At 72.4% G+C, this 14,894-nt stretch carries 15 protein-coding genes; 4 read left to right on the plus strand and 11 right to left on the minus strand.

Annotated elements, in window-relative coordinates; all coding sequences use genetic code 11:
• Positions 1-6: 6 nt before the first annotated feature.
• Positions 7-1,197 carry a zinc-dependent alcohol dehydrogenase gene (locus tag ACFW3D_RS32720; protein ID WP_500510447.1) on the minus strand — a complete coding sequence of 397 codons (1,191 nt, stop codon included), beginning with the start codon at positions 1,195-1,197 and terminating at the stop codon, positions 7-9.
• Positions 1,198-1,388: 191 nt separating this feature from the next.
• On the opposite strand from ACFW3D_RS32720, the gene ACFW3D_RS32725 reads away from it, so the two are divergent.
• Together ACFW3D_RS32725 and ACFW3D_RS32730 are read left to right on the plus strand one after the other, a co-directional pair.
• Positions 1,389-1,751: a hypothetical protein gene (locus ACFW3D_RS32725; RefSeq protein ID WP_500510449.1), complete on the plus strand. Its 363-nt coding sequence runs from the start codon at positions 1,389-1,391 to the stop codon at positions 1,749-1,751.
• Positions 1,752-1,777: 26 nt separating this feature from the next.
• The gene (locus ACFW3D_RS32730) at positions 1,778-3,586 is read left to right on the plus strand and encodes a thiamine pyrophosphate-requiring protein (protein WP_500510451.1); all 1,809 of its coding nucleotides are present in this window, start codon (positions 1,778-1,780) and stop codon (positions 3,584-3,586) included.
• A 24-nt stretch (positions 3,587-3,610) separates the two neighbouring features.
• Here the strand turns inward: ACFW3D_RS32730 and ACFW3D_RS32735 are convergent, their stop codons facing one another.
• The 6 genes from ACFW3D_RS32735 to ACFW3D_RS32760 form a co-directional block, all read right to left on the minus strand.
• Entirely contained in the window at positions 3,611-4,450 is an 840-nt protein-coding gene (locus ACFW3D_RS32735) for a helix-turn-helix transcriptional regulator (protein ID WP_500510453.1), read from the minus strand.
• A gap of 148 nt (positions 4,451-4,598) precedes the next feature.
• Positions 4,599-5,354: an SDR family NAD(P)-dependent oxidoreductase gene (locus ACFW3D_RS32740; RefSeq protein WP_500510520.1), complete on the minus strand. Its 756-nt coding sequence runs from the start codon at positions 5,352-5,354 to the stop codon at positions 4,599-4,601.
• Between the two features lie 178 nt (positions 5,355-5,532).
• Positions 5,533-6,537, minus strand: a complete 1,005-nt coding sequence (locus tag ACFW3D_RS32745; protein WP_500510455.1) for an ABC-2 membrane transporter-related protein — start codon at positions 6,535-6,537, stop codon at positions 5,533-5,535.
• A complete protein-coding gene (locus tag ACFW3D_RS32750; protein ID WP_500510458.1) occupies positions 6,534-7,451 on the minus strand; it encodes an ABC transporter ATP-binding protein in 918 nt (305 codons plus the stop codon). Before ACFW3D_RS32750 ends, ACFW3D_RS32745 begins: the two co-directional genes overlap by 4 nt.
• A 41-nt stretch (positions 7,452-7,492) precedes the next feature.
• Complete coding sequence (locus ACFW3D_RS32755) at positions 7,493-7,753, minus strand: hypothetical protein (protein WP_500510459.1); 261 nt, start codon at positions 7,751-7,753, stop codon at positions 7,493-7,495.
• A gap of 232 nt (positions 7,754-7,985) precedes the next feature.
• Positions 7,986-8,627: a hemerythrin domain-containing protein gene (locus ACFW3D_RS32760; protein ID WP_500510461.1), complete on the minus strand. Its 642-nt coding sequence runs from the start codon at positions 8,625-8,627 to the stop codon at positions 7,986-7,988.
• 72 nt (positions 8,628-8,699) lie between these two features.
• Here ACFW3D_RS32760 and ACFW3D_RS32765 point away from each other — a divergent pair, with 72 nt between their 5' ends.
• Positions 8,700-9,323, plus strand: a complete 624-nt coding sequence (locus ACFW3D_RS32765; RefSeq protein ID WP_500510462.1) for a TetR/AcrR family transcriptional regulator — start codon at positions 8,700-8,702, stop codon at positions 9,321-9,323.
• Positions 9,324-9,332: 9 nt separating this feature from the next.
• Here the strand turns inward: ACFW3D_RS32765 and ACFW3D_RS32770 are convergent, their stop codons facing one another.
• The 4 genes from ACFW3D_RS32770 to ACFW3D_RS32785 form a co-directional block, all read right to left on the minus strand.
• Positions 9,333-10,199 carry a helix-turn-helix domain-containing protein gene (locus ACFW3D_RS32770; RefSeq protein WP_500510464.1) on the minus strand — a complete coding sequence of 289 codons (867 nt, stop codon included), beginning with the start codon at positions 10,197-10,199 and terminating at the stop codon, positions 9,333-9,335.
• Between the two features lie 91 nt (positions 10,200-10,290).
• Positions 10,291-11,646, minus strand: coding sequence for a hypothetical protein (locus tag ACFW3D_RS32775; protein WP_500510466.1), 1,356 nt, complete (start codon positions 11,644-11,646; stop codon positions 10,291-10,293).
• Positions 11,647-11,655: 9 nt separating this feature from the next.
• Positions 11,656-12,630, minus strand: a complete 975-nt coding sequence (locus ACFW3D_RS32780) for an NAD(P)H-dependent flavin oxidoreductase (RefSeq protein ID WP_500510468.1) — start codon at positions 12,628-12,630, stop codon at positions 11,656-11,658.
• A 154-nt stretch (positions 12,631-12,784) separates the two neighbouring features.
• Complete coding sequence (locus ACFW3D_RS32785; RefSeq protein WP_500510470.1) at positions 12,785-13,654, minus strand: helix-turn-helix transcriptional regulator; 870 nt, start codon at positions 13,652-13,654, stop codon at positions 12,785-12,787.
• Positions 13,655-13,816: 162 nt separating this feature from the next.
• On the opposite strand from ACFW3D_RS32785, the gene ACFW3D_RS32790 reads away from it, so the two are divergent.
• Positions 13,817-14,872 (plus strand): NAD(P)-dependent alcohol dehydrogenase, encoded by a 1,056-nt coding sequence (locus ACFW3D_RS32790; RefSeq protein WP_500510473.1) that lies wholly within the window; start codon positions 13,817-13,819, stop codon positions 14,870-14,872.
• Positions 14,873-14,894: the final 22 nt, after the last annotated feature.

Consider the following 14,894-nt stretch of genomic DNA (forward strand, 5'->3'; position numbering starts at 1 on the left):
CGGGCGTCACGGGACCATGAGCACCTTGATCGCGCCGTCGGCCTTCTTCTGGAACATGTCGTAGGCCTGCGGAGCCTGCTCCAGCGGTACGTGGTGCGTGGCGAAGCTGTCGACGCCCAGGGGGTCCTCGTCGGTCAGCAGCGGGAGGATCTCGTCGGTCCAGCTGCGGACGTTGGCCTGGCCCATGCGCAGCTGGATCTGCTTGTCGAACATCGTGAGCATCGGCAGTGGGTCGGTCATGCCGCCGTAGACGCCGGTGACCGAGATCGTGCCGCCGCGCCGGACCAGCTCGATGGCCAGGTGCAGGGCCCCGAGGCGGTCGACCCCGGCGGTCTGCATGAGCTTGGCCGCCCATGCCCGCGGGAGCAGGCCGGCAGACTGCTGGACGAGTTTACCCAGGGTGCTGCCGTGCGCCTCGGTCCCCACGGCGTCGATGACGGCGTCCGGGCCTCGGCCGTCGGTGGCGTCCTGGACGGCTTTCACGAGGTCGTCCTGGTGCGCGTACTCATCGAGGCTGAAGACCTGGGCCCCGTCGTGGCGCGCCCGGGTCAGCCGGTCCGGTACGTGGTCGATGCCGATGACCTTGCCCGCGCCCAAGCGGCGGGCGACCCGGCAGCACATGTCGCCGATCGGCCCCAGGCCCAGCACGGCCACGCTGCCCTCCTTGGGAACGTCGGCGTACTTCACCGCCTGCCAGGCGGTGGGCAGGACGTCCGAGAGGTAGACGAACCGGTCGTCGGGCGGCCCGTCCGGCACCTTGATCGGCCCGAACTGGGCCTGCGGAACACGCAGGTACTCGGCCTGCGCGCCGGGGACGCTCCCGTAGAGCTTGGTGTAGCCGAAGAGCTCCGCCCCGCTGCCGTACTCGGTGACCTGGGTCGTCTCGCACTGCGTCGGCAGCCCTTCGCGGCACATGTAGCAGGTGCCGCAGGCGATCTGGAACGGCACCACGACCCGGTCCCCGGGCGCGAGGTTGTCCACCTCCGAGCCGGTTTCCTCGACGATGCCCATGGGTTCGTGCCCGAGGATGTCGCCGGGCGTCATGAACGGAGCGAGGACCTCGTAAAGGTGCAGGTCAGAGCCGCACAGGCCGGTAGAGGTGATGCGCACCAGCGCATCGGTCGGCTCCTCGATCCGGGGGTCGGGCACGGTGTCGACCCGTACGTCGTGCTTGCCGTGCCACACGGTGGCCCGCATGATCGATCACTTCCTCGCGGTCGTCTTTCACGGCAGGACCATCGGGTACCCGTGGGGCGGCGCGTGAACCGCAAGCCGACCTGGTGGTCCCGCCGATCCCTGCCGTCGGGGTGTTAGAGATCGGACGGGCCGGGCACGCGTGAGTGGGGCGGCGAGGCGGTGGACCGACGAGCAGAGAGCGGACGACGCACATGGCTCGCGACGCAGACATCGACGCAGACATCACCGAGGCCCGTGCGACCGGGCCTGGCCATGCGGAACTGGATCTGACCGGCCTGGAGCACGCGCCGCGCGACCGGGTCGACGGTGAGGTGCGCCTCGACGCGGGCAGCCGGGGCGCGTACGCCACCGACGGGTCGAACCGGCGTGACGGCCATCTGGCGGAAGCCCTGGCTTTCGACCTGGACGGACCGGTGCCCGGCGGCCGGCCGGAGCGGCTCGCGGAGCGCCCGGACGCCCCGCTTCGGTACGGCGCACTGCTGTCTGCGGCAGGCGGTCTCGCCTCCGCCGCCGCACTCGTGACCGCCGTCGTACTGCGCCACCGACAACGTTGAAGCCGAACCAGGAAGGTGGGTCCCCCGTGTCCATCAAGGTCTCCGACTACGTTCTGCAGCGACTGCGGGAATGGGACGTCGACCATGTCTTCGCCTATCCGGGTGACGGCATCAACGGACTGCTCGCCGCCTGGGGGCGGGCTGACGACCAGCCGCGGTTCGTGCAGGCCCGGCACGAGGAGATGGCCGCCTTCGAGGCGGTGGGCTACGCCAAGTTCTCCGGCAGGGTCGGCGTCTGCGCGGCCACCTCGGGCCCCGGCGCCATCCACCTGCTCAACGGCCTGTACGACGCGAAGCTCGACCACGTACCGGTGGTGGCGATCGTCGGGCAGACCAACCGGAGCGCCATGGGCGGCTCCTACCAGCAGGAAGTGGATCTTCTGAGCCTGTTCAAGGACGTCGCCTCGGAGTACGTCGAGATGGTGACCGTCCCCGAACAGCTGCCCAACGTCATCGACCGGGCCGTGCGGGTGGCAGCCGCGAGGCGCACCGTCACGGCGGTGATCATCCCTGCCGACGTCCAGGAACTCGACTACTCCCCGCCGGAGCACGCGTTCAAGATGGTGCCGTCCAGCCTGGGCATGCCCTCCTACGCGCCCGTCCCCGACGACGCCTCCCTGGACAGGGCGGCCGAGGTGCTCAATGCAGGCGAGAAGGTGGCGGTCCTCATCGGCCAAGGGGCGCGCGGTGCCCGGCCGGAAGTGGAGCAACTGGCCGACACACTCGGCGCCGGTGTGGCGAAGGCGCTGCTCGGCAAGGACGCGCTCTCCGACGAACTGCCGTACGTCACCGGGGCGATCGGCCTGCTGGGCACCCGGCCCAGCTACGAGCTGATGCAGGGCTGCGACACCCTGCTGGTCATCGGCTCCAGCTTTCCTTACACCCAGTTCCTGCCGGAGTTCGGCAAGGCCCGCGCCGTCCAGATCGACATCGACCCCTTCATGGTCGGCCTGCGCTACCCGTTCGAGGTGAACCTGGTCGGCGACGCCAGGTCGACCCTGACACGGCTGCTGCCGCGGCTGGAACGGAAGGAGCACGGCAGCTGGCGCAAGAAGATCGAGAAGGACACGGCCCGCTGGTGGGAGGTCATGGAACGCCGCGCCGGCGTCGCAGCCGACCCGATCAACCCGGAGTTCGTGGTGCACACCCTGGACGCCCTGCTGCCCGAGGACGTCATCCTGTCCGCCGACTCCGGTTCCGCGGCCAACTGGTACGCCCGGCATCTGCGGATGCGTGGCGGCATGCGTGGTTCCCTGTCCGGCACGCTCGCCACCATGGGCCCCGGTGTGCCGTACCTGATCGGCGCGAAGTTCGCCCACCCGGACCGGCCGGCCATCGCCCTCGTCGGTGACGGCGCGATGCAGATGAACGGGATGGCCGAACTCATCACCGCCGCCAAGTACTTCCGGGACTGGTCCGATCCGCGGCTGGTCGTCGCCGTCCTCAACAACGGCGACCTCAACCAGGTGACGTGGGAGATGCGCGCTATGTCCGGCGCCCCGCAGTTCCTGCCCTCGCAGGCCCTGCCGGACGTCCCCTACGCGGACTTCGCCCGCTCCATCGGCCTCGACGGCCTGCGCGTGGAGAAGCCCGATGAGGTCGAGGACTCCTGGAAGCGCGCGCTCGCCGCCGACCGGCCCTTCGTCCTGGACTTCCGCACCGACCCGGCCGTCCCGCCGATCCCGCCGCACGCCACGCTCGACCAGATCGAGGCCGCGGCCGCCTCCGTCCTCAAGGGCGACTCCGACCGGGGCGCGATGGTCCGGCAGGGCTTCAAGGCGAAAGTGCAGGAGATGCTGCCCGGCCGGGGACGTCACGGGCACGGCGACCAGTGAACCCGGAGTCCGGCCCGCCGGGGCTCAGATCCCGGGCGGGCGGTCGCCGACGACGGGGAGGAGCTGCAGCTTCTCGTGGCTCTCCGAGCCCGGGGTGGCGGTGTAGACGAGCAGGGACTGGGCCTGGTCGGCGTCGTACAGCACCTGGCACTGCAGTTCGAGCAGCCCCAGCTCCGGGTGGACGATCCGCTTGACCTCGCCGCACCGCACCCCGATCTCGTGTGCCTGCCACAGCTCGCGGAACTCCGGGCTGTGCGTGCGCAGGGCCTCGACGAGGGCGCCGGCCCGCGAGTCCGCGCCGAGTTTGGAGTAGACCGCGCGCAGGTCGGCGACGAACCGCCGGCCCAGCCCGGGGCGGTCGTCCTCGTGGTAGGCGTGCCTGGCGGCGGGGTCGGTGAACCAGCGGTAGACGAAGCTGCGGGCCGGTCCGGTGAAGCGTGTCTCGTCCCCGATCAGGGCGACGGACAGCCGCGTCTGCAGCAGGGTCTCCCCCAGCGCGGTGATCACCTGGGCCGGGGTGTCCGCGAGCCGGTCCAGGATGCGCAGCATGCCCGGGCTGATGTGGTCGGCGCGCAGCGCCCGGCTGGGCGTGTTGTGCCCGGCGAGCCGGAACAGGTGGTCACGTTCGTCCAGGGACAGCCGCAACCCCCTGGCGATGGCCGCGAGCATCGGCTCGGACGGCTGCGGGCCGCGCCGCTGCTCCAGCCGGGCGTAGTAGTCGGTGGACATGCCGCACAGCGCGGCGGCCTCCTCCCTGCGCAGTCCGCGGGTGCGCCGGCGCGGGCCGCGCGGCAGGCCCACGTCCTCCGGCTGGAGCGCCTCCCGCCGGGTGTGCAGGAAGTCCGCCAGTTGTGCTCGGTCCATGTCGGGGTGTTTCCTCGTCGCGGCTGCCGCGGCCGGGGTGCCCGGCCGCTGGGTCCGAAGGGTACGCCCGGCCGCAGGCGGGCGGCGGGTCCCGGCCTCCGGCGCCGGAGGCCGGAGACCGGGACCGGGGGTCCGGGGCCCGGACGGGCTAGAGCAGCGTCCCGCCGGAGGCCTCGACGCGCTGGCCGGTGATCCAGCCGGTGCCCGGTGCCAGCAGCGCGGCCACCACCGGCCCGATGTCCTCCGGCTCCGCCACGCGGCCGAGCGCCGCCCGGGAGGCCATCACCGTGCGCAGTGCCTCGTCGTCCCGGATCGCCCCGCCGGCGAAGTCGGTCGCCACGGGACCCGGCGCGACCGCGTTGACGCTGATGCGCCGCGGGCCCAGCTCCTTGGCCAGGTAGCGCGTGTAGGTCTCGACGGCCGACTTGACCGCCGCGTACACCGACCAGCCCTCACCCACGAAGCGGGTCAGCCCGGTCGAGGTGTTGACGATCCGGCCGCCGTCCGCGAGCAGCGGCAGCAGCTCCTGGGTCAGGAAGAACACGCCCTTGAAGTGCACGTCGACCATCAGGTCGAAGGCGTCCACCTCGGTGGCGCCCAGCGGGGAGAACGCCGACGCGCCCGCGTTGTTGACCAGGAAGTCGAACGTCTCGCGCCCCCACGTGGCGCGCAGGGTGCCGGCCAGCGTCCGCGCGAACGCGGGAAGGTCCTCGAACACGGTGGTGTCGAGCTGCAGCGCGGCCGCCTTGCGCCCCATCGCGGTCAGCTCGTCGACGACCTCCGCGGCCTCCTTCTCGTTGCTCCGGTACGTGAGGACGACGTCCGTCCCCGCGGCGCCCAGCGCGAGGGCGGTGGCCCGGCCCAGCCCCCGGTTGCCGCCGGTGATCACCGCGATCGTGTTCACGCTCATGTCCAGCTCTCCTGATTCCTCGGTCCGCGGCCGGGGCCCGGTCGGGCCCCGAACCGCTCACCACCAGGTTCGGCCGGGGCGCCGCGCCGATGAAGGCATCACCGATCCAGGGAGCGCCGGTCCCCCTTTGAGCGCGCGGGCCCGCGGAGCGGACGGGCTCCGACCGCGGTGATCAGGCCGGGTTGCGGCGGGTCCACCACAGGGACAGCGCGACGAGCGCGGCACCCATCGCCAGGCACAGGCCCGTCGTCGTCCACTGCAGCGGCCAGAGGTCCGAGGCGGGGTGGTACTCCGCCCAGCGGCCGGTGTTGCCTCGGGAGGCGAGGCACTGCTTGATGTCCCCGGCGGCGTAGCAGTCCCAGGCCTCGGACACGCGGTGCCCCTCCTTGGACAGCGGGCCGTCGGCCAGTTGCCAGGCGTCAAGGGGGGCCGGCGGTTCCGCCGAGTGCTGCGCGTTCGCCGTGCTGATGGGCCACAGCCGCGGCCTGACCGCTTCGATGAGGGCGAACAGCCCGGCGCCGACGGCGAGGGTGGCACCCATCGCCAGGACGGTACGGCGCAGGACGAGGCCCAGGGTCGTCCCCAGCAGGTAGAACAGGACGCTCAGGCCGACGACAACGGGCCCCACCCCGTAGAACGGGTACCACCGGTGCCACGGGAACATCGGTCCCATCACCTGGGCGACCGGGTGCCACCACCAGGTCATCGCGGCGGCGATGACGCCGCTGACGGCGACCGTCATGGCGAGCGGCACTCCCAGTTTCGCCGCGAACCAGCGCATGCGGGTCACCGACTGGCCGGCGACCGTGCGGTACGTCCCCGATTCCAGCTCCTGCGCGAACTGCGGGCCGCCGAGGAAGATGCCGAAGAGGAACGGGAGCAGCAGCATCGCCTGGAGCGGCCGCCGCATCGGGAACTGGTACTGCTTCCCGAACGTGTTGAGACGGCTCAGGCACTGCTGGGACAACTCGTGGCCCTGGCACGCCTCGAGGTGTTGCGCGGTGACGGTGGCAGCTATGTGCTGGTGCTGGACGAGGGCGTAGCCGGCGACGGCCGCCGCGACCGCCAGTCCGATCCAGAAGGCGGTGCGGTTCTGCCGCCAGATCAGCCAGGTCAGTCCGCGCAGTCGCGGCCCTCGGCGAACGGCGGTGGGCGTGCGGGGGGTTGCGGTGCTCATGCGGCCACCTCGATGCCGTCGGTGACCTGCGCGCTCGGGGTGAGCAGTGCGGGTGCGTCGGGTGCCCGGAGGTAGCCCAGGACCAGTTCCTCCAGGGTGGGGGTGCGGTGGCCGGCGTCGGCCGGGGACGTGTGGGTGGTCCGGACGAGCGAGCTGTGGGCGCCGTCGGCGCCGGAGGTCGCGATGACCTGGTGGCCGTCCGGGTCCAGTTCCTCCAGGTTCCGCGCGGTGAGCTGCCGGTGCCCGGCGAGGAGGAGGTCCACCTCGCCGGCCAGGCGGACGGTGCCGTTGTTGACGAGCACGAGGTAGTCGCAGGCGTTCTCCAGCTCGGAGACCAGGTGCGAGGACATCACGACGGTCGAGCCGTGCCGCCGGGCCTCGGCCCGGAGGATGTCGGTCATCTGATGGCGCACCAGGGGGTCGAGGTCGGCCATCGGCTCGTCCAGGAGCATGAGCCGGGGCCGCTTGCCCAGGGCGAGGGCGAAGGCGACGCGGGTGGCCTGCCCGCCGGAGAGGGTGCCGACCCGGGCGTTCACGGGGACCTCGCCGGCGTCGATGACGGACTCGGCGGTCTCCTGGTGCCAGGTGGGGTTGAGCTCCTGGCCCATGCGCAGGATCTCGCTGACGCGGAACCGCGGGTAGAGGGCCTTCTGCTGGCTGAGGAACGCAGTGTTCTGCCGGGCTTCGACGCTGCCGGGGAGGTGCCCGGACAGCGTGATCGTGCCGGTGGTCGGCGTGATCAGGTCGGCCGCCAGGGACAGCAGGGTGGTCTTGCCCGCGCCGTTGGGGCCGACGAGCGCGCAGACGCGGCCGGCGGGCAGGCGGAAGGAGGTGTCGCGCAGCGCCCAGCCGCGGCGGTAGCGCCTGCCCAGTCCGGCGGTCTCGACGGCGGGGACGTTGGGGGAATCGGTCATGACGTGATGGCCCGTGTGATCTTCCTGTGCGTGTCCGTCGTTCAGCGGTCCTGGGCGGCCACAGCCGCGCGGTGATGGAGGCGCCAGAAAAGGGCGAGCAGCCCGGCGCCCGCGACGAGGAGGATCAGGTGGGGCAGTCCGGAGACGGTCAGGCCCGCGCTCCACACCGTCAGGTTGGCGAGGAGGCGCTCGGTGAGCGGCACACCGCCCAGCAGGAGGAGCGCGACGCCGACGAGGCCGGCGAGGAGCCGGGCGGGGTTCCGGGTGAGGGGAACGGTTTCCGTACGCGGGGTTCGGTTCATGTCCCCGAAGCTATGGCGCGGGCCGGGCGGCAGACTTCGGCAGAAAGTCTGCGTTCCGCGGATGACGAAAGTCGCGGCGGGGGGCGGCACCCATACCTTCGTCTATCGCCTCTTGCCACACCGCACGCGCCCGGGCCCCGGCGTGTGCCGGGCGCGCCTCGGGCGCACTCTGGAAGTGCGGCCCCGCTCCGGCTTGCCGAATCCGCCCTCGGAGCGGGGCCGCGCCGTGGGGTCAGCCCTCGGTGCCGCGCAGGGCGCGGAGGTCGTCGGCGGCCTGCGAGCGCATGGCGGGCAGGAGCGGGAGCACGGGCTCCGGCAGGGCCGCGAGCATGAGCGCGACCTCCTCGGGGGTGCCCACCTCGTCGAGGAAGCCGATCATGAGGTGACCGGCCACGGGCGGCGTGGTGGCGATCACCCGCTGGGAGAAGTCCGCCCAGTACTCGGGGGTGACGTGCTCGCGCAGGGCGGGGAAGAGGACGGGCTCCTCGTGGGTCAGGTGGCCGTGCACGGTGTCGCGTACGGCGACGGCCGCCTCGTGGAGCTCGGCCCGGGTTCCGTCACCGCCGTCGCCCAGCGCGACGGCAGCGAGCCGGCCGAGGGCCTCGTCCAGCTGCTCGTGTTCCGCGCTGAGCTCCTTGAGCGCGTCCGCGGCGGCCGGTGCCGTCGCGACGATCCGCGGCCACAGCTCCTCGTCCTCGGTCTCGTGGTGGTGGCGGAGGTTCACCACGAGGAAGTCGCGCAGCTGGGCCAGCGTGCTCAGGGGCGCGGTCGGGCGGAGGGCCGCCTCCGCCAGGAGCGCGGTGGCCACGCGGTGGACCTCGTGGGCGAGCCGGGTCTCGACGACGGACATGGGCTCTTGAGTGGAGTGGTTCATGTAGCGTAACATATTCATTAGAGGGAATTATTGTCAATATAATCACTTACGGTGGAGAGGTATGCTGCGTCGGTGACGAACCGGAAGTACCACTCCCCCCTCCGCGCCCATTCGGCAGCCGCCACGCGCGAAGCGATCCTGGGCGGCGCGCAGGCGCTCTTCCTGGCGCGGGGGTACGCCGGGGTGACCATCGGGGAGATCGCGGAGGCCGGGAAGGTCGCCGTGCCGACGGTGTACAGCAGCGTCGGGAACAAGCCGAAGATCCTCACCGCCCTGCTGGAGCCGGCCCTCACGGATCCCGCCATCGCCGACTCGCTCGCCGCCGTCGCCGCCAGCGACGACCCGCGCGCCGTGATCGAGCTGACCGCCGAGGGCACCCGGCTCGCGCACGAACGCCACTGGGAGCTGGTGTACGGGCTCTTCTACCGCGATCCCCCGGGGGAACCGGCCGTCAAAGCGGTGCTGGACAAGGGCGCGGACGACTACGTCCAGGCCCTCACCCGGGTCGCGGACCGCCTGGCCGCGCTCGACGCGCTCCGTGCGGACGTGAGCCGCGCCGAGGCCGTCGACCTGCTGTGGTTCCACCTCGGTCCGCACGCCTGGATCACGCTCGTCGGTGAACGCGGCTGGGCCTTCGACCGCGCCCAGGGGTGGATGGCGCGTGCCGCCCGGCGGGAACTGCTCCAGCGGCCCTGAGGCGGCCGTTCAGTCCGCGGGCGTCGCGGAGAGCGACCGGTCCGCGGCCCAGGAGGCGAGGATGCGCAGCCTGTCGTGGGTGGGCGAGCCGACTTCGGCGGTCCAGATCACGAGCTTCTGGTCGGGGTCGGTGGTGGCGGTCAGCGTGTCCCAGTCCAGGGACAGCTCGCCCGCCACCGGGTGGTCGAGCACCTTGGTCCCGACCGTGAGCGCGGCCACGTCGTGGGCGTCCCACCACCTGCGGAAGTCCCGGTCCCGCGCGGACAGTTCGCCGAGGAGCGCGATCAGCCGGGGGTCGTTCGGATACCGGGACGCCTCCATGCGCAACTGGGCCACGCAGGAGCGGGCGATGGTCCTCCAGCCGGTGTACAGCGTCCGCATGGCGGGGTCCGTGAACAGGATCCGGGGATAGTTCCGGTGCTTCTCCGGGATCTTCCCGAAGTCGGTGATGAGCGCCGCCGCGAGCGCGTTCCAGGCGATGACGTCCATGCGCCTCCCGAGCACCATGGCCGGGGTGGCCGTGAGGTCGTCCAGGAGCCGCCGCAGTTGCGGCTGGACCTTCTGGCGGGTCCGGCGCCGGGGGCGAGCGGTCTCCTTGCCGGCGAGGCCGAAGAGGTAGTCACGCTGGTCGTCGTCGAGCTGGAGGGCCCGGGAGAGGGCCTCCAGAACGGGGGCGGAGGCCGGCATCCGGCCCTGTTCCAGGCGCGTGTAGTAGTCGGTGGAGATCGCCGCCAGCCGGGCGACCTCTTCCCTGCGCAGCCCGCTCACCCGACGGTTCCCCGCACCGTCGGGCAGGCCCACCGTCCGGGGGCTGAGCCCGGCCCGGCGTGCCTTGAGGAACTCACCCAACTCGTTGAGCTGTGCGTCGGGGGCCATGGCTCCAGTGTGGCACCGGCGCGGCGCGACGCCGGAGCGGTTCGTACGGCACCCGGCGGTGCGGGAGGGCCTGGGCGCCGGCCGCCCGGGGTCACAGGCCGGCGTCGGCGAGGATGCGGCGCATCCGGTCGGACCGCAGGGCGGGGTTGGCGGCGGCCTCGTCGGCGACTTCGGGGGCCGGGTCGGAGAGCAGCCGTTCCAGCATCGGTTCCGTGACGGCCGGATGTCGCGCGACCCCGCGACGGAGGAAGGACTCCTCGGCGGCGGCAAGCCGCTCCAAAACAGGCACCGGGAGTCCGGCATCCCGCAGGGCGACGCGGCGCACGTGCGGATTCGGTTCGTCGGCGAAGGTACGCAGCAGGTGGCGGGGGAAGTTGGGGTGCTCGACGAGCGGCGGCCGTCCGTGGTCCCCGTGAGCACGCACCAGCCGTTCCAGGACCTCCGGGGGTGCGTCGGGCCGGTGGGCGGCGGCGCGGCGGACCTTGAGCTCCGGGTCGGCGTCGAGCCGCCGCCACGCGTCCTCGGGCAGGTCGCGGCAGGTGGCCAGTACCCATCGGAACGCCGTGTGCCGGCAGTCCAGGTATCTCAGTCGTTCCTCGAGGGGAACGTCGCGCAGCCAGCCCGGTGTCCCGACGGGCCAGTTGAGCGCCAGAGCCGCCTCGCTGCTGCCGCCCTCGCTCTCCGCTTCGACGAGGGCGTACACCCTGTCCCTCGTCTCGGCGTCCACATGACGGCTCTGGGCGGCGACGAACCGGACGATCGGGTCCTCGGCGTCCAGGAGCCGGGCCACCATATCGGAGGTCAGATGCGGGTTCCCGGCCACGGCCTGCCGGACGTCCTCGTCCTCGGCACCCATCAGCTGCGCGAACTGCTCCCATGCGAGCGGGACGAAGCGCGCCACATTGGCGCGCGTGGCGGGGTCGGCAAGGCATCGGTCCCACCACTCCGGTGGGACGCCCGGCTTCTCGTGCAGCGTGGCGGCCGCGCGGACCCGTGGATCCGGGTCGGCGAGCAGCGTCACCTGCACCGCCAGGGGACGCTCCCACCAGGTTCGCGCGACCGCGGCACGCACCTTGGGGTCCGGCGCCGCGACGAGTGCCGTCCAGGGCTCACCGTAGGCCTCCTCGAGGCTGCCGGTACCGAGCGTCACCTCGCGATCCACCAGGGCGCGGACGAAGTCGGCGTGCGCGTCGCGGATCGCCGGTTCGGGATGCCGCGCGATCCGGCGGCGCATCCCCGGCGAGATCCGGTCCCCGTGCAGCAGCACCGCGCTGTCCCTGCCGCCGTGCGTCAGCAACGCCTCCGCCACGGCGTCCGGCAGCCGCCCGCGACGCACATGCATCCCGTGCCGGCCGTGCAGATGTACGGCCAGGCGCACCAGGACGTCGTCGGGAGCCGCAGGATTGCGCCCCAGCCCGGAGAGTTGGGGATGCGTGTGGCTCGTCATGCGCCCAACCTACCGGCGTGGCACGGGCTTTCCGCCGGTCAGCGCGGTGAGGACGGCTTCCGCCTGCCGCAGGATCCCGCGCAGGATGTCACCGGCAGGGCGGATGTCGTGGACGAGCCCCGCCGACTGGCCCGTGAACGGCAGGTACTCGTCCCCGCGTCCGCGGCGGATCGCCGCCAGCAGGCGTGGTACGGCCTCCTCGGGGTCGACGCGTTCGGGGTGGTCACGGAGGGTGTCCACGAATTCCGTACGCAGGGCGCGCGGGACGCCGAAACCGCCGGGCCTTGAGTAGGGCGGCAGGACGCGGTCGCTGTTGAGCGCCTTGACGGCGTCCACCGCGTCCGCGCCGACGATCCGTTGCTTCCAGTCGTCGGAGACGTTCATCTCGGTGGACGCGAGGAACCGCGTGCCCATCGACACGCCCTGGGCGCCCAGGGCGAAGGCCGCCGCGACGCCGCGCCCGTCGGCGATGCCGCCCGCGGCGACGACCGGGGTGTCGCCGGCCATGTCGACGACCTGCGGCACCAGGACCATCGTGCTCACGTCGCCGCCGTGTCCGCCGGCTTCGCCGCCCTGCGCGACGATCACGTCGGCTCCCGCGTCGAGGGCCTGGCCCGCCTGGCGGGCGTCGGTCACCTGCTGGATCCAGGTGATGCCCGCGTCGTGGGCCCGGGCGATCAGGTCGACCGGTACGGCGAGATGGAACGACACGGCGGCGGGGCGCGCGTCGAGCGTGGCCTGGAAGGCGTCCTCGTCGAACGGCCGTGTCGTGTGGTTGACGGCGAAGGGGCGGTCGGTGAGTTCGCGCAGCCTCGACCACTGCTGCCGGAGTTCGGGGACGGTCCGGGCGGCGGTGCCCACGCTGCCGAGTCCCCCGGCCTCGCAGACGGCGGCCGCCAGGGCCACCTCGTCCCAGGGACCGAACGGGGCGCAGATCACCGGCGCCTCGATGCCGAGCAGTTCGCACAACGGGGTGTTGAGCATGCCCACCTCCGGCACTGCGAAGATCGCGAAGGCCGCGGCCCGGCGGCGGTCAGGAGGCGGCCTTGATCTCTCCAGTATGCGCCGTGCCCACCGACCCCACACGACGCGCCCGATCCATCGGTGCGGGCGCGCGGGCGCGCGGCCGCGCGCCCGTCTACGGCCGGATGCGCTCGGCGCCTTCCTCGGCGGTGGGCGCGTTCCAGCTGGCCAGGATGCGCAGCCTCTCCTCCGACGGGGAGCCGCGGTCCGCCCTGAAGACGATGACGCTCTGGCCCTTGCCGCCGGGCAGCGCCATCGTCTCGTAGTGCAGGGTCATCTCGCCCACCGTCTCGTTGAAGAAGCGCTTCACGCCGTAGGAGTGCTCGTAGAGCCGGTACTCCGCCCAGTACCGCGCGAAGTCCGGCGAGGCCACCGCGATCTCCCCCACGAGCTGCTCCAGTACGGGGTCCGCCGCCCGGTCCGCGGCGACCTGCCGCAGCGCCGCCGCGACCTGGGGCGCGATCTTCTTCCACTCGGGGTAGACCGTCCTGGCCCGGGGATTGAGGAACGTCCAGCGGGCGAGGTTGCGCTCCTTGACCGGCATGGCGTCGAAGTCGTCGACGAGCAGCTTGGCGGTGTGGTTGACCGCCAGCACCTCCAGGCGGGGCCCGTGGACCATGGCGGGCAGGTCGAGGGCGTGCACCATGGCGACGACGCCCGGCCTGGCCTTGACGGGGGGCGGCGCCGAGGGGGTGGGCCGGCTTCCCGCGTTCCGTACCAGGGTCCGGAAGTGCGCGCACTCCAGCTGGTCGAGCTGGAGCGCCCTCTCCACCGCGCCGAGGACCTCCTCGGAGATCCGGCCGATCCGCCCCTGCTCCAGCTTCGTGTAGTAGGCCACGCTCACGCCGGCGAGCGCCGCGACCTCCTCCCGCCTGAGTCCCGGTACCCGGCGGCTGCCGTGGCCGACGGGCAGTCCCGTGCGCCCGGGGTCGATCGCCGCCCGCCGGGAGACAAGGAAGTCCCGCAGGGCCCGCTCAGCGTCCATACCCCAGGTATAGCCGAGCCCCACGCCCGTGGGGCTCCGAAGGTGGCTCTGCGAGTAGCACCCTCGGCACGGTCACGCTCCCCCTTCGCGCACGGCCCCGCACCTGGTGCAGTCGAAGGGGGAAGTCCTCCCCGTCCGGCCCCTCCCCGTCAGGAGACACACATGCCTTTCGCCGTCGCCGCCCTCGCCGCCGCAGGCCCCGACGCGCCGCTGGAGCTCACGACCGTCGAGCGCCGTGAGCCGGGCCCCCACGACGTCGTCATCGACATCGCCTACACCGGCATCTGCCACACCGACATCGCCCTCCTCCGCAACCACTGGATGGAGGGCCTCTTCCCCATGGTCCCGGGCCACGAGATCACCGGGAGGGTCGTCGCGGCCGGCCCGGGCGTCACCCGCCACGCGGTCGGTGACCGGGTGGGCGTCGGCTGCTACGTCGACTCCTGCCGCGAGTGCGAGAACTGCCTCGCCGGCCAGGAGCAGCACTGCCTGAAGGGCGAGGTCCTCACCTACGGCGCGCTCGACCACGACAAGCGGCCCACCTTCGGCGGCTACAGCCGCCGGATCGTCGTGGACGAGAACTACGTCCTCCGCATCCCCGACAGCCTCGGCCTGGACGTCGCCGCCCCGCTGCTCTGCGCCGGGGTGACGATGTACGCGCCCCTGCGCCGCTGGGGCGCGGGGCCGGGAAGGAAGGTCGCCGTCGTCGGCATGGGCGGGCTCGGTCACATCGGCGTGAAGATCGCGCACGCGATGGGCGCCGAGGTCACCGTCCTCGGCCGGAGCCTGTCCAAGCGCGAGGACGGCCTGCGCTTCGGTGCCGCCGCCTACGTGTCCACCGAGGACGGTTCCTGGTTCCGGGACCTCGGGCAGGGCTTCGACCTGATCGTCAACACCGTGTCGGGCAGCATCGACACCAACGCGTACCTCGGCCTCCTGCGGCTCGACGGTGTGCTGGTCAACGCGGGCGTCACCTTCGAGGCCGCCACCTTCCAGAGCACCCTGCTCGGCGACCCGCGCCGGATCATCACCTCGACGAAGAACGGCGGCATCCGCGAGACCCAGGAGATGCTGGAGTTCTGCGCCCGCCACGGCATCGCCGCGGACATCGAGACCGTACCCGCGGACCAGGTCAACACCGCCCTCGACCGCCTGGACCGCGGCGACGTGCGCTACCGCTTCGTCATCGACGTCGCCACCCTCGGGCAGGCGCGCTGAAACGCACCGGGCCCGTCCGCGG

It is taken from the genome of Streptomyces sp. NPDC058864 (genome assembly GCF_042742985.1).
In the GTDB taxonomy this organism is placed as follows: Bacteria; Actinomycetota; Actinomycetes; order Streptomycetales; family Streptomycetaceae; genus Actinacidiphila.

What these genes read in the sequence shown, in the direction of transcription:
- ACFW3D_RS32735 (WP_500510453.1), bottom strand. Translation starts at nt 4,450, where the DNA reads ATGGACCGAGCACAACTGGCGGACTTCCTGCACACCCGGCGGGAGGCG.
- ACFW3D_RS32790 (WP_500510473.1), top strand. Translation starts at nt 13,817, where the DNA reads ATGCCTTTCGCCGTCGCCGCCCTCGCCGCCGCAGGCCCCGACGCGCCG.
- ACFW3D_RS32725 (WP_500510449.1), top strand. Translation starts at nt 1,389, where the DNA reads ATGGCTCGCGACGCAGACATCGACGCAGACATCACCGAGGCCCGTGCG.
- ACFW3D_RS32760 (WP_500510461.1), bottom strand. Translation starts at nt 8,627, where the DNA reads ATGAACCACTCCACTCAAGAGCCCATGTCCGTCGTCGAGACCCGGCTC.
- ACFW3D_RS32785 (WP_500510470.1), bottom strand. Translation starts at nt 13,654, where the DNA reads ATGGACGCTGAGCGGGCCCTGCGGGACTTCCTTGTCTCCCGGCGGGCG.
- ACFW3D_RS32755 (WP_500510459.1), bottom strand. Translation starts at nt 7,753, where the DNA reads ATGAACCGAACCCCGCGTACGGAAACCGTTCCCCTCACCCGGAACCCC.
- ACFW3D_RS32750 (WP_500510458.1), bottom strand. Translation starts at nt 7,451, where the DNA reads ATGACCGATTCCCCCAACGTCCCCGCCGTCGAGACCGCCGGACTGGGC.
- ACFW3D_RS32775 (WP_500510466.1), bottom strand. Translation starts at nt 11,646, where the DNA reads ATGACGAGCCACACGCATCCCCAACTCTCCGGGCTGGGGCGCAATCCT.
- ACFW3D_RS32780 (WP_500510468.1), bottom strand. Translation starts at nt 12,630, where the DNA reads ATGCTCAACACCCCGTTGTGCGAACTGCTCGGCATCGAGGCGCCGGTG.
- ACFW3D_RS32745 (WP_500510455.1), bottom strand. Translation starts at nt 6,537, where the DNA reads ATGAGCACCGCAACCCCCCGCACGCCCACCGCCGTTCGCCGAGGGCCG.
- ACFW3D_RS32720 (WP_500510447.1), bottom strand. Translation starts at nt 1,197, where the DNA reads ATGCGGGCCACCGTGTGGCACGGCAAGCACGACGTACGGGTCGACACC.
- ACFW3D_RS32770 (WP_500510464.1), bottom strand. Translation starts at nt 10,199, where the DNA reads ATGGCCCCCGACGCACAGCTCAACGAGTTGGGTGAGTTCCTCAAGGCA.